The following is an 18990-nucleotide window of genomic DNA, read 5'->3' on the forward strand; positions in this document are numbered from 1 at the left end:
CGCTCCGACCTTGTAGACTGGAACCGACATCACATGCAGACCATCCTGACTGGCGCTTTGCGGCGCCGTTGCGCTTTATCGATCGCCCTGGGCTGCCTTGTCAGCACGGACGCCTTTGCCGCCGCCCCCGGCAATGCGCCGCAGGCGCTGGCGCAGGTGCGCGACACGGCCCTGCAAAGCGACTGGGCCTACGCCCGCCTGGCCGACATGACGGATCTGATCGGCCCGCGCCTGTCCGGCTCCGCCGGCGCGGCGGCCGCCGTGCGGCAGGTGGCCGACGCCATGCGCCAGCTGGGCGCCACCGTCACCCTGCAGCCCGTGAAAGTGCCGCACTGGGTGCGCGGCGTGGAAACGGCGGAAATCGTCGACTACGCGGGCCGTCCTCAGGGCGTGTCGCAGCGCGTGGTGCTCACAGCCCTGGGCGGCTCCGGCGCCACGCCGGCCGCCGGCCTGACGGCACCCTTGATCATCGTCAAGAGCCTGGAAGAACTCAAGGCGCGCGCGCCGCAAGTGCAGGGCGCCATCGTGCTGATCGACACGCCGTTCGACCAGGAGATGGCCGAGCGGGGCCTGGCCGGCGTCACGTATGGCCAGGGCTCGCGCTTGCGCTTCAACGGACCGAAGGCGGCGGCGCAGCTGGGCGCGGCGGCCGCGCTGGTGCGCTCGGTGGGCGGCGCGAACTTCCGCATCCCGCACGCGGGCGCCACGGGCCTGGACGACAGCAAGCGCATCCCGGCCGCCGCCGTCACCGTGGAAGACGCCTTGCTGATCGGCCGCCTGGCCGCGCGCGGCTCCTTGACAATGCACCTGACCCTGACGCCGCAAAACATGCCCGAGGCGGACAGCTACAACGTGATCGCCGACTGGCCGGGCACGGACAAGGCGGACGAAGTGGTGGTGGTCTCTGGCCACCTCGATTCCTGGGACCTGGCGACGGGCGCGCACGACGACGGCGCCGGCGTGGTGGCGGCCATGGGCGTGCTGGAAACCCTGAATAAGCTCGACTACCGGCCGCGCCGCACCATCCGCGTGATCGCCTGGATGAACGAGGAAAACGGCGGCCGCGGCGGCCAGGCGTATTTTGAGGCCCACAAGCAGGCGCTCGGTAAACAATATGCGGCCATCGAGATGGACAGCGGCGCCGGCCGCCCGTTCGGCATCCTCGCCAGCGTGGGGCCGAAGTCGGAAAAACTGTTTGGCCCCCTGCGCGCCGCCTTGCAGCCCATGGGCGCGCACGCGTTTACCCGCCGCGACGCGCTGGGCACGGGCGACCTGCACCGGCTGGAAACGGGCGGCGTGCCCAGTTTCGAGCCGCTGGTCGACAGCCACAGCTACTTCCACTACCACCATACGCCGGCCGACACCCTGGACAAGGTCGATCCGGATAACCTCAAGCGCAACGTGGCGCTGATGGCGTCGCTGGCCTGGTTCCTGGCCAATCTCGACGGCGAAATCGGCCGCGCGCCGGAGCAGGGCGAATAATCTGCGTAGCGCGGGCCGCTGCCTTGCCGGCGCTCCCAGCGTCGTTTTGACAACATCCATCGAGCGTATTTCATGACTCCAGATTCCGCCCTCATCGACAGCGTCATCCAGCAGATCCGTACTTATATGAGCCGGCATCCGCATGCTGCCGACACGTGCGAAGGCATAGCGCAATGGTGGGTGGCCGGGGAGTGTCCGCCGTGCGTCGTCGACGTGGCGCTGCAGCAGCTGCACGCCATGGGCGAACTGGAGCGCATAGCCTTCGGCACGCGCCAGCTGTGGCGCCGGCAACAGGGGGCACGGTAAAACCATGTCGATACCGGACCTGAACCTGTTGCTTACCCTCGATGTCCTGCTGGCCGAAGGCAGCGTCACGCGTGCGGCGCGGCGCCTGCGTTTGAGTCCATCGGCCATGAGCCGCGCGCTGGCGCGCCTGCGCGAAACGACGGGCGATCCGCTGCTGGTGCGCGCCGGGCGTGAACTGGTGCCCACGCCGCGCGCGCTGGAGCTGCGCGAACGGGTGGGCCACCTGCTGGGCGAGGTGCTGGCCGTGCTGGGGCCGGCGCAACGGCTCGATCCGCGCCAGCTGGAACAGACGTTCACGCTGCGTTCGAGCGACGGCTTCGTGGAAAATTTCGGCCCGGCGCTGCTCGCGCACATCGGCGCGCAGGCGCCCGGCGTGCGCCTGCGCTTCGTGCAAAAGCCCGACCGCGAAAGCGTGCAGCTGCGCGAGGGCAGCATCGACCTGGAGACGGGCGTGATCGGCAGTTTCACCAGCCCGGAAGTGCGCACGCGCAGGCTGTTCGGCGACCGTTTTGTCGGCGTGGTGCGCAGCGGCCATCCGCTGGCGCAAGGCGGGATCAGCGCCGAGCGCTATGCGGCCGGCCAGCATGTGCTGGTGGCGCGGCGCGACCAGGATACGGGGCCGATGGACGATGCGCTGGCCGCGCTGGGACTGCAGCGCACGATCGCCAGCATCGTCGGCGGCTTTACGGCGGCGCTGGCGCTGGCCGCCGGCTCCGACCTGATCGCCACCGTGCCGGAACGGCATACGGGCAATCTGCGCGCCGGCATGTTCAGCTTTGCGCTGCCGCTAGGCATGCCGGACCTGACCGTGTCGCTGATGTGGCATCCGCGCATGGATGCCGACCCGGCCCACCGCTGGCTGCGCGGCTGCGTGGTCGACGCCTGCGCGGCACGGATCAGCGTCGGCTGAAGGCGCCGGCGGGGCCTCCCGGTGCGGCAGGTCAGGGCCAGCAGCAGCCGGACAGGATGGCGCCGCAGGCCAACGCCAGCAGCAGTAAGCGCAGGACAGGAAGGAATCCGGTTGCACGGGCGCGCATCATGCGGGCTCTCCAGCCCTGCGCAAGGCGCGGCCGAGCGCGAAAATGGCCAGCGCGGCGAGTATCAGCGCGCTGGCGACGGCAAAGGTGGCGTGCATGCCGCCGATCATGGCGGCTGGCCGGGCGCCGGCGATATCGCCAGCGCCGGCGGCGAAGACGGCGCCCATCACGGAGGCGCCCGTGACGAGGCCCAGATTGCGCGACAGATTGAGCATGCCGGAGATGACGCCGCGCTGGTCGGCAGCGATGTCGCCCATCACGGCGGTATTGTTGGCCGCCTGGAACAGCGCGTAGCTGGCCGTGAGCAGCATGATCGGCGCGACGTAGCCGGGGATGCCCAGGCTGGCGGGTAGCAGGGCCAGCGCCAGGCAGGCCGCTGCCGCGCCGCACAGGCCCGCGCCGCCCATGCGCTGCGCGCCGTAGCGGTCCACCAGCCAGCCGGACGGCACGCCGCAGAACGCCGCCACCAGCGGCCCGGCCGCCAGCACCATGCCGGTGACGGCCGTGCCCAGGCCCAGGCCGCGCGCCAGGTAGAAGGGACCGACCACCAGGGTGGACATCATGACCGTCGACACCAGCATGCTGGTCGCCAGGCCGGCGCTGAGCACGGGCGCGCGCAGCATGGCCAGGCGTATCAGCGGCGCCGGCGCCTTCAGTTCGACCCGGACGAACAGGATGGCGCCGATGCAGGCGGTCAGCAGCAGCGCCGCGTTGCGCACGCCGAAATGGCCGCGGCCCAGGGTCATGGCCAGCGCATACGCGCCCAGGGTCAGCGCCAGCAGCACGGTGCCGCGGTGGTCGAACACGGGGCGCTTGGCGTGCGCGCCGTGCAGGTCCGCCGGCAGGTAGCGCCAGGCCAGCAGCAGCGCCACGCCGGCCAGCGGCACGTTGACAAGGAAAATGGCTTGCCAGCCGAGGCGCGCGATCAGCAGGCCGCCCAGCGCGGGGCCCAGCGTGGTGCCGACGGCGGACATGGTGCCGAGCAGGCCCATGGCGCTGCCCGTCCGGGACTTGGGCACGGTGCTGCCGACAAAGGCCATGGTCAGGGCCATCATGACGGCAGCGCCCAGGCCCTGCAGGGCGCGCGCGGCAACCAGCAGCCACAAGGTGGGCGCCAGGGCGCACAGGATGGAGGCAAGGGCAAACAGCGCGATGCCGGCCAGCAGCAGGCGGCGCCGGCCGAGCATGTCGCCGAGGCGCCCCACGCTGACGATCAGGGCGGTGATGGCCAGCAGGTAGGCCAGTACGATCCATTGCACATCCTGGAACGACGCCTGCAGGGCCCTGGCCATGTCGGGCAAGCCCACGTTGGCGATGCTGGTGCCCAGCGCGGGCAGCAGCATCGCCAGGGACAGGCTGGCAAGCGCGCCGCGCACGGGTAGCGTGATGGCCTGCTGCTCGGGTGGTGCGGATTTTGACGGTAGTTGCATGGCGTGGCTGATTCTCGAATAGGGTCACCACATGGTAGCGAGGGATCTGGCATGGCGGAAGACGCATCATTTGCATTGTGTTATTGCGTTTGACGCCATGTGACAAGCGTTGCCTTCGGATTTCAATCCGAGTAACCCTGCATACCGTCCGCCGCGTCGTGGCGGATGCCCCACCACGGCAGGTAGGCATGGTGTTCGCCGCGCGCGCGGAACCACGGCTGGTCGTGATTGATGGGGCGCACGATGGCCGGCGGCGACACCAGCACGCCCGTGACGCTGTCGGGATCGCTGGTGCCCGCCACCAGCACGGGCTGGCCGACGTGGTTGGCATGGGCGATGCCCAGGGCGACATTGGTCAGCGCCGTGCCGGCGCCCATTTCGCCCAGCAGGGCAGGCGTATTGAAGGTCTGCGGCAGGAAGTCGAAGCCCGGCACTTCCAGGGTCAAGGCATGCGCCAGCTGGCCCAGGCGGTCGGGGGACGTGGGCAAGGTCCTGTTGGCATCGTGGATGACGTAGCCGATGTCTTCTTCCGTCTTGCCGCCATGGCGCGCGACTTCGGCAAATAGCGCCTGCCAGGCCTGCACGGCGCGCGGCGGCTTGCCCTTGGCCAGTGCAAAATCGGCGACATTCTTCGTGGCCGGATAGCCTATCCACGCCAGCGCCGCCCGCTCCGTTTTGTAATCAGGGCCGGCCAGCACCAGCAGCACGAGGTTTTCATTGATCTGCATGGTTTTCGGCCGGCTCGGCGCATCCCAGTTCATGACCCATACGGTTTCCTTCGGATGCGCTTCCAGATAGGCCAGCGCGGCTTGCAGGGAGACGAAGCCCGCATTGTTGCCGCCCAGGGTGATGCGCACGTCGGGTGGCGTGGCGCGGGTCCAGAGGGTGGGGAAGTGAGTGTTGCCGATGCTGAAGGTGTCGGTGATGGTTTGCTGCGTGAATTGATGTACTTCTGCCAAATCGAATTTTCCTTCAGGCAGGGCATATTCCACGCGGATGCCTGCCAGTTCACGCCAGTTCTGTTTTTTATCCTTGGGGTAGACGTGGTAGAAGTAGGTGGGGCTGGAATAATAAATGTCGTGGAAATTGGTCATCAGCTCGCGCAGATACTTATGGTGATAACCCTTGAACGTTTCCCTGCCATTGATATCGTGAGCAATGGGGGCGACGGCCTGCAAGGTGCTGAAGCCCCTGGGATCCGTCCTGACCATATCGTCATTCTTGTTGGGCTTGGCCAATCCCAACGTCCATAGCAGCTGCCACTCGGTCGGATAGTCGAGCCGTTGCAGTGGATTGAGCCATTGCAGGCCCACCACTTGTGCCCGGAAGGGAGCATGGGTCGTGTTTTTTGGGAGATCGTCTTCCTTCTGCACAGGTTGCACGGCGCAGGCCGTCAATAGCGCAAACATGGTGAACGCAGCGAGCATGGGCAGCGCAAGGAACTGTTTCATGAGTTCTCCAGGTGAATGGATAGTCTGGTGACCTGCATAGCTTGGCCAGTTGAGCCAGAGCACAAGGCAAATGACAATGAAAGATGTGGCGAGCGCCCAGGCCAGTCGCTGGCGCGGCGTGACAATGAACTTACGCACCGTCAGTCCTCAGTGCAAAGTTGGTGGAAGGGTCGGCAGGCCTGGCATTCTGGCGCTCGTCAACGATGCTTTTTGGTTTTCTGGCAGGGCTGTCTTTGTCATTTGCCCATGTAAATAAAGATACATTTTTAAATGTCCCATTGTCGTAGTATTCAAAGAACTCTCCAGACTCGAAAGATGAGCCTTTCAACAGGCTCCAATCCGCCGCAACCCTTAATTCTCGCAACGCCTCCTGCCTGATCGTGCATACGCCCACCGCCACGTCATAGGCCAGCGCCTTCTGCGCATGCTCGGGATTGGTCATGATGGTCGAGTGATCGGTGGCGTGGGTGTCGATATTGGCGGCCAGGTAGTTCTGGATTTCCTGCTTGCGCCAGGCCTTGAATTCCGTGGAAGCCTCCTCCGGCTTGTCCACCGCCGTCACAGGCTTGCCTTTTTCGACCCAGCCGTCACGCCTGGCCTGCATGCGCAGCATGCCATTCTGTTCGTAGCGCAGTGCCGCCTCGGTCTGTGCATCGCCCTTGCCCTGGGAACGGTAAGGCGCATACGCGTCGTCGGTTTCGGCGGCGCGGTCCTTGTGCAGGGAGCCGGCAGGGGCATCGCAGCCTTCGTCAAATTGTTCGCTCGTATCGGCAAAGCGTTTCGAATGCGGCAGGAAGGGCTCGGGCAGCCTGGGCGCCTTCATCGGCAGCCGCCAGGACTTGGGCGGCAGGGCGTTGATGCGCGTGCCGGCAGTCTTGGCGAGCACGATGACGATGGGGGCGAAGAGGAAGGTCAGTATCTTGCGGCCGATGCCTTTGCTGGCCCGCATGCCCTTTTCGATCGAGTACTCGGCGACCAGTGAACGCGGGTGCCAGAAATCGAGGCTGTCCGGCGTCAAGGACTGGCCATTGCGCTGCCAGATGTCGTAGTCCTTTTCATTTTCCTGGCCGACAAGGTGATTTTGCGCAAACACGCGCTGCGTGAAGACGCCTTCACCGCCCGCATCGGCAATTTCCTGTGCCGACATGCCGCGCCAGCCTATGCCTTGCACGGGCGTGGCCGAAATCACCTGGTCGTGCGGGTTGAAATACAGGGTGACCCTGCCATAGGTGGAACCATGCAAGCCGTAGTCTGCGCGGTCGAACGCGGCCGTATAGCTGTCCTTGCGTGCAGGCTTGCGATTGGCGCTGCATTCGTCGACAAAGGCGGCATCCTGCTGCATGGCCGGGCGGGTGCGCAGGATGTTGAAAAACGCTTTCAAGGTCTGCGTGCGCGCTTCGTACTTTTGCCGGCCCGTGTTGCCGTGCTCATCCTTCAGATGGCCGCTGACCCAGTTTTCCGTAAAATTGCTGTCGAGCAGGCTGTAGGGCGGGTTGCATAGAACGTAACTGTCTGCCACGGCGGAAGCGCCCAGCGTTTCGCCGAGAAACGCGGCCGCCATGGCCACCATATTGCCCTGGCTATGGCAGACGATGGTGACGGGCGCGTCGTGCTGGCACGCTCTGATCGATTGTACGAGACGCGCCAGGCGCCAGGCGGCGAACACGAAGTACGGGCGTGGCGGGCAGGCATACACTTGCCGGTCATTCGTCGGGTTCATGTGCTGGATATGCATCCACAGGAACAGTTCCTCCGACAAGCCCTGGCCCCACAGGTCAGGCAGGGCGCTGCAGCCGTTGGCGAACGGCCCGCCGCCCCAGTAATTCTTTTCGTTCAGATAGATACCGTCGCCGAATGCCTGCAATTGCTCGCCGTTGGCCTTGTAGCCCCAGCGAAAGCGGATCACGGGTGAATTGGCATCGTCCGCCTGCAGGAAGGTGGTGGCATTGCGCTTGGGGTTGAGGAAGCCGTCGTCCGTCAGTTCGCGCGCGTAAGTGGCAGCCTGCATCTGTCCGGCGGCCGGGCCGGGGAGTGCCAGGTCCTCGTCGCGGCGCTTCAGGCGGGCATTCAGGCCGGCGCACAGGCCTTGCTCGGCCTGCTCATACCATTCGCCGTCGGAATTGACGCCGTGCACGAAGATGACGATGCCGGGGCGCGGCAAGCGCGTGACGGCCTTGAGCAAGGCATGGCTGAACAAGGTCGTGCCTTCGGCCTCGGCCAGCAGCAGGCAGTCGGTGCCTGGCGTGTAGTCGGGAAGCATACGGGCGCTCCGTCAAGGTTCAACAGGAAAAAGCGGCGCCCAGGCGAGCCCGGGCAATCTGCACTGTATGCGGATTGCCCGGGGTGGAACTTGCGTGGTGTCAAGAAAGGACGTGCGGCAGGCGGGGAGTGCGGGAAAATCAGATGGCGTTCAGCGGTATCTTGAGGTAGCGCACGCCGTTGTCTTCCGGCTCGGGCAGCTTGCCCGCGTTGATGTTGACCTGGATGGCGGGCAGGATCAGGGTCGGCATGTCCAGGGTGGCGTCGCGGCGGGTGCGCATCGCCACGAACTGGTCTTCCGTGATGCCGTCGTGCAAGTGGATGTTGCCGGCGCGCTGTTCGGCCACCGTCACTTCCCAGCGCGGCGCGCGGCCGTTGGGAGGGTAGTCGTGGCACATGAACAGCCGCGTCTGCGGCGGCAGCGCCAGCAAACGCTGCACGGAGCGGTACAGCAGGGTAGCGGAACCGCCGGGGAAATCGCAGCGGGCCGAGCCCACGTCCGGCATGAACAGGGTGTCGCCGACAAACACGGCGTCGCCGATCTGGTACGCCAGGTCGGCCGGCGTGTGGCCGGGCACATGCAGCGCGCGCGCTTCCAGCTTGCCGATATGAAACACCTGGTCGGGCGCGAACAACTGGTCGAACTGCGAGCCGTCGGCCGGGGCCGCATCCTGGTGGTAGACGGCGGCGAACGCCTGCTGCACCGTCTGGATGGCTGCGCCGATGGCCACGTCGCCGCCCAGCTGCTGCTGCAGGTAGGGCGCGGCGGAAAGATGATCGGCGTGCGCGTGGGTTTCCAGCAGCCAGCGGCACTGCAAGCCATGCTCGCGCACGAAGGCGATCACCTTGTCGGCCGAGGCGGTGGACGTGCGGCCCGCCTTCGGGTCGTAGTCGAGCACGGAATCGATGATGGCGCAGTCGCGTCCGTCAGCCTCGTAGACGACATAGGTGACGGTGGCGGTGGCGGGGTCGAAGAAAGCTTGGATTTGTGGAGTCATCACGGCGGCAAGGGACGGACAGGGAAGGGCATTATATCGCCAGAGTTCGCTAAAAAAATGCTGCAGATTCACATTTAACATGCGAAAAACAGATAAGGGGCCGTGCCGCGCACGCGACTGCCGTGCGCACCCTGGGCCTTGCAGCGTGGTAACCTCATTCTGACAAGGAGGAATTCATGAACGATATCACTGCACGCAGCGAACAGTACCGTGGTTTTACGATTTCCGTGACCCCGCAAAAGGATAACGACGATTTATGGGACTTTAGCTATCGCCTGCAGCGCGACGGGGAAGCCGGGGCGCAGGCCATCACGCGCAGCCGCACCCTGGGCGGCTATGCGGCCCCCGAGACGGCCTGCGCGGCCGGCCTGGAAGTGGCGAAGACGGAAGTGGACAATCTGCTGCGTCCTTGAGCCAGCGTAAATCGTTTAGCCCAATTGCGTGCCGGCGCGTGAAACACGTCGCTGCCGGCGGCGCTTCATGCTACGATTTCCACTATTGAGTCAGTCACCAAGGAGGCACCCATGGATAACAGTTCTAAAATTCACTATAAAGGCTGGGAAATCGTTCCCCTGGCCGTGCCCACCACCGACGGCAAATGGTCGGCCAGCTGCGACATCGAACGCGCCACCGCGGAAGGCCTGGAAGTCTTCGAAGGCTCGACCATGCAGTTCGTGCGCGACGACGAGGAGGGCGCCATTGCCGCCGCCTGCGAAGAGGCCGTGCGCCAGATCGACAACATCATCGCCAACCCGCTGGTGCGGCTGGCGTAAATCCTGACGTTCCAGCAATCCTGCAGCCGGCGCCCGCCGGCTGTTTTTTTATGCGCGCGCCCGGCGTCCTGCCTGCTGGCAGCCTGATCTGTTTCATGTTTCAATGTTTCAAACGGAATGATTGAAACATATTTGAAACATCGTTGCGCTGAATCGTGACATCGATGTTCCCTGGCGTGACAGCGCGCGCCGCGCCGCCGCGTGGCCGCCTCCCCTGTTTTTCACTGTGCTGTGGCGCATTTCCCGGGCCGGTGAGCGGGGCTGGCACGGCATTTGCAATAGGAATGCTCATAGCCACTCCGTGAAACATTCGGGACCATCCGAAACCCATAAGGTGAACACATGACTCAATACTCCGCAGGTGCCGCATTCCGCAAGGCCGTCCAGGAAGAATCGCCGTTGCAAGTCGTCGGCGCCATCAACGCCAACCACGCCTTGCTGGCCAAGCGCGCCGGCTATAAAGCCATCTACCTGTCCGGCGGCGGCGTCGCGGCCGGCTCGCTGGGCTTGCCCGACCTGGGCATTTCCAGCCTGGACGACGTGCTGACCGACATCCGCCGCATCACCGACGTGTGCGACCTGCCGCTGCTGGTCGACGCCGACACGGGCTTTGGCGCCTCCGCCTTCAATGTGGCGCGCACCGTGAAATCGATGATCAAGTTCGGCGCGGCCGGCCTGCACATCGAAGACCAGGTGGGCGCCAAGCGCTGCGGCCACCGTCCGGGCAAGGAAATCGTCAGCAAGGAAGAGATGGTCGACCGCATCAAGGCGGCTGTCGACGCGCGCACGGACCCGAACTTCGTCATCATGGCGCGCACCGATGCGCTGGCCGTCGATGGCCTGGAAGCGGCGCTGGAACGCGCCATCGCCTGCGTCGAAGCGGGCGCCGACATGATCTTCCCGGAAGCCATCACTGACCTGGACATGTACGCCACGTTTGCCAAGGCCGTCAATGTGCCGATCCTGGCCAACATCACGGAATTCGGTGCCACGCCGCTGTTCACCTTGGACGAACTGCGCAGCGCCCATGTGGGCCTGGCCCTGTATCCGCTGTCGGCCTTCCGCGCCATGAACAAGGCGGCGGAAAACGTCTACCAGGCGCTGCGCCGCGACGGCACGCAAAAGAACGTCGTCGACACCATGCAGACGCGCATGGAATTGTATGAATCGATCAACTATCATGATTTTGAACAAAAACTCGACGCGCTGTTCGCCGCGCAAAAGAAATAAGCAGAAATAAGTAAAGAAGCAGGGGCCGCCTGCCGGCCCCGCAGTGACGCAACCGAGACTAGTCAATTTTTGGAGAAATCAATGAACGCACCGCAAGCCGCCACTTTCAAGCCTAAAAAATCCGTCGCCCTGTCCGGCGTCACCGCCGGCAACACGGCGCTGTGCTCGGTCGGCAAGACCGGCAACGATTTGCACTACCGCGGCTACGACATCCTGGACGTGGCCGACAGCTGCGAGTTCGAGGAAATCGCCTACCTGCTGGTGCACGGCAAGCTGCCCACAAGCGCCGAACTGAAAGGCTACAAGGCCAAGCTGAAATCGCTGCGCGGCTTGCCGTCGGCCGTCAAGCTGGCGCTGGAAGCGCTGCCGGCGGCCGCCCACCCGATGGACGTGATGCGCACGGGCGTGTCCGTCCTCGGCTGCACCCTGCCGGAAAAGGACGACCATAACGCGCCGGGCGCGCGCGACATCGCCGACCGCCTGATGGCGTCGTTCGGCTCCATGCTGCTGTACTGGTACCACTACAGCCATAACGGCAAGCGCATCGAGGTGGAAACGGACGACGACTCGATCGGCGGCCACTTCCTGCACCTGCTGCACGGCGAAAAACCGTCGGCGTCGTGGGAAAAAGCCATGCATACCTCGCTGATCCTGTACGCGGAACATGAGTTCAACGCCTCGACCTTCACCAGCCGCGTCATCGCCGGCACGGGTTCGGACATCCATTCGGCCATCACGGGCGCCATCGGCGCGCTGCGCGGCCCGAAACACGGCGGCGCCAACGAAGTGGCGCTGGACATCCAGAAGCGCTACGACAACCCCGACGAAGCGGAAGCGGACATCCGCGAGCGCGTGGCCAACAAGGAAGTGGTGATCGGCTTCGGCCACCCCGTCTACACGATCTCGGACCCGCGCAACGTGGTCATCAAGGAAGTGGCGCGCAAGCTGTCGCTGGAAGCGGGATCGACCAAGATGTTCGACATCGCCGAGCGCCTGGAATCGGTCATGTGGGAAATCAAGAACATGTTCCCGAACCTGGACTGGTTCTCGGCCGTGTCCTACCACATGATGGGCGTGCCGACGGCGATGTTTACGCCGCTGTTCGTCATCTCGCGCACCTCGGGCTGGGCCGCCCACATCATCGAGCAGCGCATCGACAACAAGATCATCCGCCCGAGCGCCAACTACGTCGGCCCGGAAGACCTGGAATTCGTGCCGATCAAGGACCGCAAATAATGAGCACCGCAATGACTACCCCGATGAATACCCTGTACCGCAAGCCATTGCCGGGAACAGGGCTGGACTACTTCGACACGCGCGCCGCCGTCGATGCCATCGCCCCGGGCGCCTACGCCACCTTGCCCTACACCTCGCGCGTACTGGCCGAAAACCTCGTGCGCCGCTGCGACCCGGCGACCCTGGACGCTTCGCTGAGCCAGTTCATCGAACGCCGCCGCGACCTCGATTTCCCGTGGTTCCCCGCCCGCGTCGTCTGTCATGACATCCTGGGCCAGACGGCCCTGGTCGACCTGGCCGGCCTGCGCGACGCCATCGCGGCCCAGGGCGGCGATCCGGCCCTGGTCAACCCCGTCGTGCCGACGCAGCTGGTGGTCGACCATTCGCTGGCCGTCGAATGCGGCGGTTTCGACCCCGACGCCTTCGCCAAGAACCGCGCCATCGAAGACCGCCGCAACGAAGACCGCTTCGATTTCATCGACTGGACGAAAAAGGCGTTCAAGAACGTCGATGTGATTCCGCCAGGCAACGGCATCTTGCACCAGATCAATCTTGAGCGCATGTCGCCCGTGATCCAGGTGCAAAATGGTGTAGCCTATCCCGATACCCTGGTGGGCACGGATTCGCACACGCCGATGGTCGACGCGCTGGGCGTGATCGCCATCGGCGTGGGCGGCCTGGAAGCGGAAAGCGTGATGCTGGGCCGCGCCTCGTGGATGCGTTTGCCCGACATCATCGGCGTCAAGCTGACGGGCAAACCGCAGCCGGGCATCACGGCGACCGATACCGTGCTGGCGCTGACGGAATTCTTGCGCAAGCAGAAGGTCGTTTCGTCCTACCTGGAATTCTTCGGTGAAGGCGCGTCGCACCTGACCCTGGGCGACCGTGCCACGATTTCCAACATGGCGCCGGAATTCGGCGCCACGGCCGCCATGTTCTACATCGACGCGCAAACCATCAAGTACCTGAAATTGACGGGCCGCGACGACGAGCTGGTCAAGCTGGTGGAGCTGTATGCGAAGGAAACGGGATTGTGGGCCGACAGCCTGGCCGATGCGCAGTACGAGCGCGTCTTGAGCTTCGACCTGTCGTCCGTCGTGCGCAATATCGCCGGCCCGTCGAATCCGCACAACCGCGTGCCGACGTCGGAACTGGCCGCGCGCGGCATTTCCGGCGTGGTGGAAAACGAGCCGGGCAAGATGCCGGACGGCGCCGTCATCATCGCCGCCATCACCAGCTGCACCAACACGAACAACCCGCGCAACATGATCGCCGCCGGTTTGATCGCGCGCAATGCGAACCGCCTCGGCCTGACCCGTAAACCCTGGGTGAAATCGTCGCTGGCGCCCGGCTCGAAAACCGTGGAACTGTATCTGCAGGAAGCGGGCCTGATGCCGGAACTCGAAGCATTGGGTTTTGGCGTGGTGGCCTTTGCCTGCACCTCGTGCAATGGCATGTCGGGCGCGCTCGATCCTGTCATCCAGGACGAAGTGGTGTCGCGCGACCTGTACGCCACGGCCGTCTTGTCGGGCAACCGCAACTTCGACGGCCGCATCCACCCGTACGCGAAACAGGCTTTCCTCGCCTCGCCGCCGCTGGTGGTGGCCTATGCGATCGCCGGCACCATCCGCTTCGATATCGAAAAGGATGTGCTGGGCCATGACGCCGACGGCAAGCCGATTCTGTTGAAAGATATCTGGCCGTCTGACGAGGAAATCGACGCCATCGTCGCTTCCAGCGTCAAGCCGGAGCAGTTCCGCAAGGTGTACATTCCCATGTTTGCCGCGCAGGCGGATGACGGCATCAAGGTCAGCCCCCTGTACGACTGGCGTCCGCAGACGACGTATATCCGCCGCCCGCCATACTGGGAAGGCGCGCTGGCCGGCGCGCGCCCCTTGAAAGGCATGCGTCCGCTGGCCGTCCTCGGCGACAACATCACCACCGACCACTTGTCGCCATCGAACGCCATCATGCTCGACAGCGCGGCCGGCGAATACCTGGCGAAGATGGGTTTGCCCGAGGAAGACTTCAATTCCTACGCCACGCACCGGGGCGACCATCTGACGGCGCAGCGCGCCACGTTCGCCAACCCGACCCTGAAGAACGAGATGGTCGTCGAGGACGGCAAGGTGAAGGCCGGTTCGCTCACGCGCATCGAGCCGGAAGGCAAAATCTCGCGCATGTGGGAAGCCATCGAGGTGTACATGGAGCGCAAGCAGCCATTGATCATCATCGCCGGCGCCGACTATGGCCAGGGTTCCTCGCGCGACTGGGCCGCCAAGGGCGTGCGCCTGGCCGGCGTGGAAGCCATCGTGGCCGAAGGTTTTGAACGCATCCACCGCACCAACCTGGTGGGCATGGGCGTCTTGCCGCTGGAATTCCTCCCTGGCGTGAACCGCAAGACCCTGGGCCTGGACGGCAGCGAAACCTACGACGTCGTGGGCGAACGCACGCCGCGCTCCACCCTGACCTTGTTGATCCATCGCAAGAACGGCGACACGGTCGACGTGCCCGTCACCTGCCGCCTCGATACGGCGGAAGAGGTGTCGATCTACGAGGCGGGCGGCGTTCTTCAACGATTCGCGCAGGATTTCCTCGAATCGTCCAAGGCAGCGTAAGCAGTTCGTCATTCACCGGGTGGCGCGCAGGCGCGCGTCGCCCGGCTTTTCAGGAAATTTCATGACCCACACCCCCCAAATCAAAATCCCCGCCACCTACATGCGCGGCGGCACCAGCAAGGGCGTGTTCTTCCGCCTGCAGGATTTGCCCGCCAGCGCGCAAGTGCCGGGCGCGGCGCGCGATGCGCTCCTGCTGCGCGTGATCGGCAGCCCCGACCCCTACGGCAAGCAGATCGACGGCATGGGCGGCGCCACGTCGAGCACCAGCAAGACGGTGATCCTGGCGAAAAGCAGCAAGCCTGACCACGACGTCGACTACCTGTTCGGCCAGGTCTCGATCGACAAGCCCTTCGTCGACTGGAGCGGCAATTGCGGCAACCTGTCGGCCGCCGTCGGCTCGTTCGCCATCGCCAGCGGCTTGCTGGACGCCGCCCGCGTGCCTGCCGACGGCATCGCCACGGTGCGCATCTGGCAAGCCAATATCGGCAAGACCATCATCGCCCACGTCCCCATGACGCATGGCGAAGTGCAGGAAACGGGCAACTTCGAGCTCGATGGCGTGACCTTCCCGGCCGCGGAAGTCAAGCTGGAATTCCTCGATCCGGCCGCGGACGAGGAGGGCGGCGACGGCGGCAGTTCCGCGATGTTCCCTACTGGCAACCTCGTCGATGAGCTCGATGTGCCTGGCATCGGCGTGTTGAACGTCACCATGATCAACGCCGGCATCCCGACGATTTTTGTCGACGCGGACGCCATCGGCTACACGGGCACGGAACTGCAGGACGCCATCAACGGCGATCCGGCAGCCCTGGCCCGCTTCGAGACCATCCGCGCGCACGGCGCCCTGCGCATGGGTTTGATTTCCCGCCTCGATGAGGCGGCCAAGCGCCAGCACACGCCGAAAGTGGCGTTTGTCGCCCGGCCGGCTGGCTACGTGTCGTCCAGCGGGAAAAAGGTGGAAGCGGGCGAGATCGACCTGCTGGTGCGTGCCATGTCCATGGGCAAGCTGCACCACGCCATGATGGGCACGGCGGCCGTCGCCATCGGCACGGCGGCGGCCATTCCCGGCACCCTGGTCAACCTGGCGGCCGGCGGCGGCGAAAAAAGCAGCGTGCGTTTCGGCCACCCGTCGGGCACCCTGACGGTGGGCGCGCAAGCGGCGCTGGTCGATGGCCAATGGAGCGTCACCAAGGCCATCATGAGCCGCAGCGCGCGCGTGGTGATGGAGGGATTCGTGCGCATTCCCGGCGACGCCTTGCCCGGCTAAGCCGTGCCGCCGGGCCGCCGCTGGCCCGGCCGATACCTACCCTGCCAGTGCCGGCACGGTGCGGAGGGCGCTTGCGCGAAAAAGATCAGCAGAACAGGAACGAGCAGCAACTACAACAGATTGCAAGCCTACCGGAGGAGACATGAATTTCGCAGCATTTTATCAGCGCTCGATCGACACGCCAGAAGCATTCTGGCGCGAGGAAGCGGCAAAGATCGCCTGGCATACCCCGTTTTCACAAGTGCTTGATTATTCGCGCCCGCCATTTGCCAAATGGTTCGTCGGCGGCACCACCAATTTGTGCCATAACGCCGTCGACCGCTGGGTGGACAGCCAGGGCGATGCCGCCGCGCTGATCGCCATTTCCACCGAGACGAACACGGAGCGCAGCTACAGCTTTCGCGAGCTGCAGCGCGAAGTGGAGCGCTGCGCCGCCATGCTGCAATCGCTGGGCGTCGTCAAGGGCGACCGCGTGCTGATCTACATGCCGATGATCGCCGAGGCGGCGTTCGCCATGCTCGCCTGCGCCCGCATCGGCGCCGTGCATTCCGTGGTGTTCGGCGGCTTTGCGGCCAACAGCCTGGCCAGCCGCATCGACGACGCGCAGCCCAAGCTGGTCGTCTCCGCCGATGCCGGCTCGCGCAACGGCAAGGCGATTGCCTACAAGCCGCTGCTCGACGAAGCGATCCGCTTGTCCGCGCACCAGCCGCGGCATGTGCTGCTGGTCGACCGGCATCTGGTGCCGATGCAACTGACGCAGGGGCGCGACGTCGATTACGCGGCCCTGCGCGAGCAGCACCTGGGCGCGCAGGTGCCCGTCGCCTGGCTCGAATCGAACGAGCCCTCGTATGTGCTGTACACCTCGGGCACGACGGGCAAACCCAAGGGCGTGCAGCGCGACGTGGGCGGCTACGCCGTGGCGCTGGCGGCGTCGATGCAGTACACATTCTGCGGCAAGCCCGGCGAAACCTTCTTTGCCACCTCGGATATCGGCTGGGTAGTGGGCCATTCCTACATCGTGTACGGCCCGCTGATCGCCGGCATGGCCACCATCCTGTACGAGGGTTTGCCCATTTGTCCAGATGCGGGCGTCTGGTGGAGCATCGTTGAAAAATACAAGGTCACGCGCATGTTTTCGGCGCCCACTGCCATCCGCGTGCTGCGCAAGCATCCGGTGGAGCTGATGCGCAAGTATGACCTGTCGTCATTGAAAGCGCTGTACCTGGCGGGCGAGCCGCTTGACGAAACCACGTCGCAGTGGATCGCCGACGAACTGAAAGTGGACATCATCGACAACTACTGGCAGACGGAGACGGGCTGGCCGATTTTGTCGGTGGCGAAAGGCGTGGCCGACACCCCGACGCGCCTGGGCAGCCCCGGCCTGGCCATGTACGGCTACCAGGTCAGGCTGCTCAATGAGGCGACGGGCGAGGAGTGCGGCGCCAACGAGAAGGGCGTGCTGGTGCTGGAAGGTCCGCTGCCGCCCGGCTGCATGCAGACAGTGTATGGCGACGACGCGCGCTTTGTCGACACCTACTGGTCCACCTTCGGCGAGCGCCAGGTGTATTCCACCTTCGACTGGGGCATGCGCGACGCCGATGGCTATTACTTCATCCTGGGGCGCACGGACGACGTGATCAACGTGGCCGGCCACCGCCTGGGCACGCGCGAAATCGAGGAAAGCATCTCCAGCCATCCGAACGTGTCGGAAGTGGCCGTGGTGGGCATGGAGGACAAGCTCAAGGGACAGGTGGCGATGGCTTTCGTGATCCTGAAGAATCCGCAGGGCATCGACAGCGTTGACGCGAAAGCGGCCCTGGAGCGCGAGGTGATGGCGGTCGTCGACCGGCAGCTGGGCGCCGTGGCGCGGCCCGCGCGCGTGCTGTTCGTCGCGCAGCTGCCGAAGACGCGGTCGGGCAAGCTGCTGCGCCGCTCGATCCAGGCCATCTGCGAAGGACGCAGTCCGGGCGACCTGACGTCGATCGAAGATCCTGCGTCGCTGCAGCAGATCGCCGCAGCCCTGGCTTAAGCGCCAGGAACAACCGGAGTTTATCGTTCGGTAAACTCCGGCTAAATCCGGTCGCTTTCCTTGCGCACGACGCGCCCGACGATCAGGCATTCATTGCCGCGGCATAGCTTGCGGTGGTATTTGCGCTGGTCCGGGTTGTCCGACGTCAGCCACCATTCGCCGATATCGCGCGCCAGGCGCTTGACCACCGGCTCGCCTTCGTAGTTGATGGCAAATACCACGCCGTCGGCCGGGCGGCTGTCGGCCGTGTTGATGATCACCACGTCGTCCTCGTACAGGGCCGGCTCCATGCTTTCGCCCTTGACCTTGATCGCCACCAGTTTCTCCGGGTGGTAGCCATTGCGCTCGACCCAGCTGCGCGGCACGCTGATGGTGCTGCCGTCGTGCGTTTCCGGTTCGATGGCAAAGCCCGTGATGCCGGCCGACAGGCGCAGCTTCACCTTGCGGATCGGGTAGAAGCGCTCATCTTCGCCATCGTCCACGATGACGGGCTGCACGCCGGCCAGCGCGCGCGCCGCCATGGCCGCCTGGTCGGGCGCCGCGCCCTGATCGAAATACATGCCGTCCAGCCGCAGGTCCGCTTCCAGCTTGCGCGCGATCTTTTCGCTGAAGGCGCGGCCCTCGCGGTAGGTGGGCGAGAGGATTTGCGAAATGCGCGCCTCGCTCCAGCCGCTGGCGTCGGAAATTTTCTTGCGCGTGTTGTCGTAGTGCTCGCGGATCAGGGCCAACAGGCGGTCGCGTCTGTATTGATACATATTCATCTCCACATTAAACCTGAAATTTACCGTTTGATAAATTACCAAATGCTTGACTTTAACATTAGCGATTGATAAAGTCCACTCGTTGCCTGTCGCAAACGCACTACAGCGTCTGC

At 64.8% G+C, this 18990-nt stretch carries 16 protein-coding genes; 10 read left to right on the forward strand and 6 right to left on the reverse strand.

Annotation, left to right across the window (positions count from 1 at the left end; translation table 11 throughout):
• The first annotated feature begins 33 nt into the window (after positions 1–33).
• From AC07VI_RS13415 to AC07VI_RS13425, 3 genes are all read left to right on the forward strand, one after another.
• Complete coding sequence (locus tag AC07VI_RS13415; RefSeq protein WP_492994780.1) at positions 34–1482, forward strand: M20/M25/M40 family metallo-hydrolase; 1449 nt, start codon at positions 34–36, stop codon at positions 1480–1482.
• 72 nt (positions 1483–1554) lie between these two features.
• Positions 1555–1788, forward strand: a complete 234-nt coding sequence (locus AC07VI_RS13420; protein WP_086144801.1) for a hypothetical protein — start codon at positions 1555–1557, stop codon at positions 1786–1788.
• A 4-nt stretch (positions 1789–1792) separates the two neighbouring features.
• On the forward strand, positions 1793–2698 hold the full coding sequence (locus tag AC07VI_RS13425; RefSeq protein WP_086144802.1) for a LysR family transcriptional regulator: 906 nt from the start codon (positions 1793–1795) through the stop codon (positions 2696–2698).
• Positions 2699–2824: 126 nt separating this feature from the next.
• Here the strand turns inward: AC07VI_RS13425 and AC07VI_RS13430 are convergent, their stop codons facing one another.
• The 4 genes from AC07VI_RS13430 to AC07VI_RS13445 form a co-directional block, all read right to left on the reverse strand.
• Positions 2825–4255 carry an MFS transporter gene (locus AC07VI_RS13430; RefSeq protein ID WP_086144803.1) on the reverse strand — a complete coding sequence of 477 codons (1431 nt, stop codon included), beginning with the start codon at positions 4253–4255 and terminating at the stop codon, positions 2825–2827.
• Between the two features lie 122 nt (positions 4256–4377).
• Positions 4378–5706, reverse strand: coding sequence for a hypothetical protein (locus AC07VI_RS13435; protein ID WP_086144804.1), 1329 nt, complete (start codon positions 5704–5706; stop codon positions 4378–4380).
• Between the two features lie 130 nt (positions 5707–5836).
• Positions 5837–7966: a T6SS effector phospholipase Tle3 domain-containing protein gene (locus AC07VI_RS13440; RefSeq protein WP_086144805.1), complete on the reverse strand. Its 2130-nt coding sequence runs from the start codon at positions 7964–7966 to the stop codon at positions 5837–5839.
• A 139-nt stretch (positions 7967–8105) separates the two neighbouring features.
• Complete coding sequence (locus AC07VI_RS13445; RefSeq protein ID WP_086144806.1) at positions 8106–8963, reverse strand: MBL fold metallo-hydrolase; 858 nt, start codon at positions 8961–8963, stop codon at positions 8106–8108.
• A 176-nt stretch (positions 8964–9139) separates the two neighbouring features.
• On the opposite strand from AC07VI_RS13445, the gene AC07VI_RS13450 reads away from it, so the two are divergent.
• Positions 9140–9376, forward strand: coding sequence for a hypothetical protein (locus tag AC07VI_RS13450; RefSeq protein ID WP_099375932.1), 237 nt, complete (start codon positions 9140–9142; stop codon positions 9374–9376).
• A 111-nt stretch (positions 9377–9487) separates the two neighbouring features.
• Positions 9488–9736 (forward strand): hypothetical protein, encoded by a 249-nt coding sequence (locus AC07VI_RS13455; RefSeq protein WP_086144807.1) that lies wholly within the window; start codon positions 9488–9490, stop codon positions 9734–9736.
• 100 nt (positions 9737–9836) lie between these two features.
• Here AC07VI_RS13455 and AC07VI_RS13460 read toward each other — a convergent pair whose 3' ends face one another.
• Entirely contained in the window at positions 9837–10028 is a 192-nt protein-coding gene (locus AC07VI_RS13460) for a hypothetical protein (protein WP_492994775.1), read from the reverse strand.
• Between the two features lie 50 nt (positions 10029–10078).
• On the opposite strand from AC07VI_RS13460, the gene prpB reads away from it, so the two are divergent.
• The 5 genes from prpB to AC07VI_RS13485 all read left to right on the forward strand — a co-directional run bounded on the left by prpB (position 10079) and on the right by AC07VI_RS13485 (position 18116).
• Complete coding sequence (prpB, locus tag AC07VI_RS13465; RefSeq protein ID WP_086144808.1) at positions 10079–10966, forward strand: methylisocitrate lyase; 888 nt, start codon at positions 10079–10081, stop codon at positions 10964–10966.
• 81 nt (positions 10967–11047) lie between these two features.
• The gene (gene prpC / locus AC07VI_RS13470) at positions 11048–12202 is read left to right on the forward strand and encodes a bifunctional 2-methylcitrate synthase/citrate synthase (RefSeq protein ID WP_086144809.1); all 1155 of its coding nucleotides are present in this window, start codon (positions 11048–11050) and stop codon (positions 12200–12202) included.
• A 23-nt stretch (positions 12203–12225) separates the two neighbouring features.
• Positions 12226–14820, forward strand: a complete 2595-nt coding sequence (acnD, locus tag AC07VI_RS13475; protein WP_086144810.1) for a Fe/S-dependent 2-methylisocitrate dehydratase AcnD — start codon at positions 12226–12228, stop codon at positions 14818–14820.
• A gap of 61 nt (positions 14821–14881) precedes the next feature.
• Entirely contained in the window at positions 14882–16087 is a 1206-nt protein-coding gene (gene prpF, locus AC07VI_RS13480; RefSeq protein WP_492994773.1) for a 2-methylaconitate cis-trans isomerase PrpF, read from the forward strand.
• Positions 16088–16229: 142 nt separating this feature from the next.
• Positions 16230–18116, forward strand: coding sequence for a propionate--CoA ligase (locus tag AC07VI_RS13485; protein ID WP_086144812.1), 1887 nt, complete (start codon positions 16230–16232; stop codon positions 18114–18116).
• 41 nt (positions 18117–18157) lie between these two features.
• Here the strand turns inward: AC07VI_RS13485 and AC07VI_RS13490 are convergent, their stop codons facing one another.
• Positions 18158–18871 (reverse strand): S24 family peptidase, encoded by a 714-nt coding sequence (locus AC07VI_RS13490; RefSeq protein ID WP_086144876.1) that lies wholly within the window; start codon positions 18869–18871, stop codon positions 18158–18160.
• Positions 18872–18990: the final 119 nt, after the last annotated feature.

Source organism: Janthinobacterium sp. GW821-FHT03A03, from assembly GCF_059421435.1.

What these genes read in the sequence shown, in the direction of transcription:
- AC07VI_RS13490 (WP_086144876.1), bottom strand. Translation starts at nt 18,871, where the DNA reads ATGTATCAATACAGACGCGACCGCCTGTTGGCCCTGATCCGCGAGCAC.
- AC07VI_RS13430 (WP_086144803.1), bottom strand. Translation starts at nt 4,255, where the DNA reads ATGCAACTACCGTCAAAATCCGCACCACCCGAGCAGCAGGCCATCACG.
- AC07VI_RS13460 (WP_492994775.1), bottom strand. Translation starts at nt 10,028, where the DNA reads ATGAGCATTCCTATTGCAAATGCCGTGCCAGCCCCGCTCACCGGCCCG.
- prpC (WP_086144809.1), top strand. Translation starts at nt 11,048, where the DNA reads ATGAACGCACCGCAAGCCGCCACTTTCAAGCCTAAAAAATCCGTCGCC.
- acnD (WP_086144810.1), top strand. Translation starts at nt 12,226, where the DNA reads ATGAATACCCTGTACCGCAAGCCATTGCCGGGAACAGGGCTGGACTAC.
- prpB (WP_086144808.1), top strand. Translation starts at nt 10,079, where the DNA reads ATGACTCAATACTCCGCAGGTGCCGCATTCCGCAAGGCCGTCCAGGAA.
- prpF (WP_492994773.1), top strand. Translation starts at nt 14,882, where the DNA reads ATGACCCACACCCCCCAAATCAAAATCCCCGCCACCTACATGCGCGGC.
- AC07VI_RS13440 (WP_086144805.1), bottom strand. Translation starts at nt 7,966, where the DNA reads ATGCTTCCCGACTACACGCCAGGCACCGACTGCCTGCTGCTGGCCGAG.
- AC07VI_RS13425 (WP_086144802.1), top strand. Translation starts at nt 1,793, where the DNA reads ATGTCGATACCGGACCTGAACCTGTTGCTTACCCTCGATGTCCTGCTG.
- AC07VI_RS13445 (WP_086144806.1), bottom strand. Translation starts at nt 8,963, where the DNA reads ATGACTCCACAAATCCAAGCTTTCTTCGACCCCGCCACCGCCACCGTC.
- AC07VI_RS13420 (WP_086144801.1), top strand. Translation starts at nt 1,555, where the DNA reads ATGACTCCAGATTCCGCCCTCATCGACAGCGTCATCCAGCAGATCCGT.
- AC07VI_RS13435 (WP_086144804.1), bottom strand. Translation starts at nt 5,706, where the DNA reads ATGAAACAGTTCCTTGCGCTGCCCATGCTCGCTGCGTTCACCATGTTT.
- AC07VI_RS13485 (WP_086144812.1), top strand. Translation starts at nt 16,230, where the DNA reads ATGAATTTCGCAGCATTTTATCAGCGCTCGATCGACACGCCAGAAGCA.
- AC07VI_RS13415 (WP_492994780.1), top strand. Translation starts at nt 34, where the DNA reads ATGCAGACCATCCTGACTGGCGCTTTGCGGCGCCGTTGCGCTTTATCG.
- AC07VI_RS13455 (WP_086144807.1), top strand. Translation starts at nt 9,488, where the DNA reads ATGGATAACAGTTCTAAAATTCACTATAAAGGCTGGGAAATCGTTCCC.
- AC07VI_RS13450 (WP_099375932.1), top strand. Translation starts at nt 9,140, where the DNA reads ATGAACGATATCACTGCACGCAGCGAACAGTACCGTGGTTTTACGATT.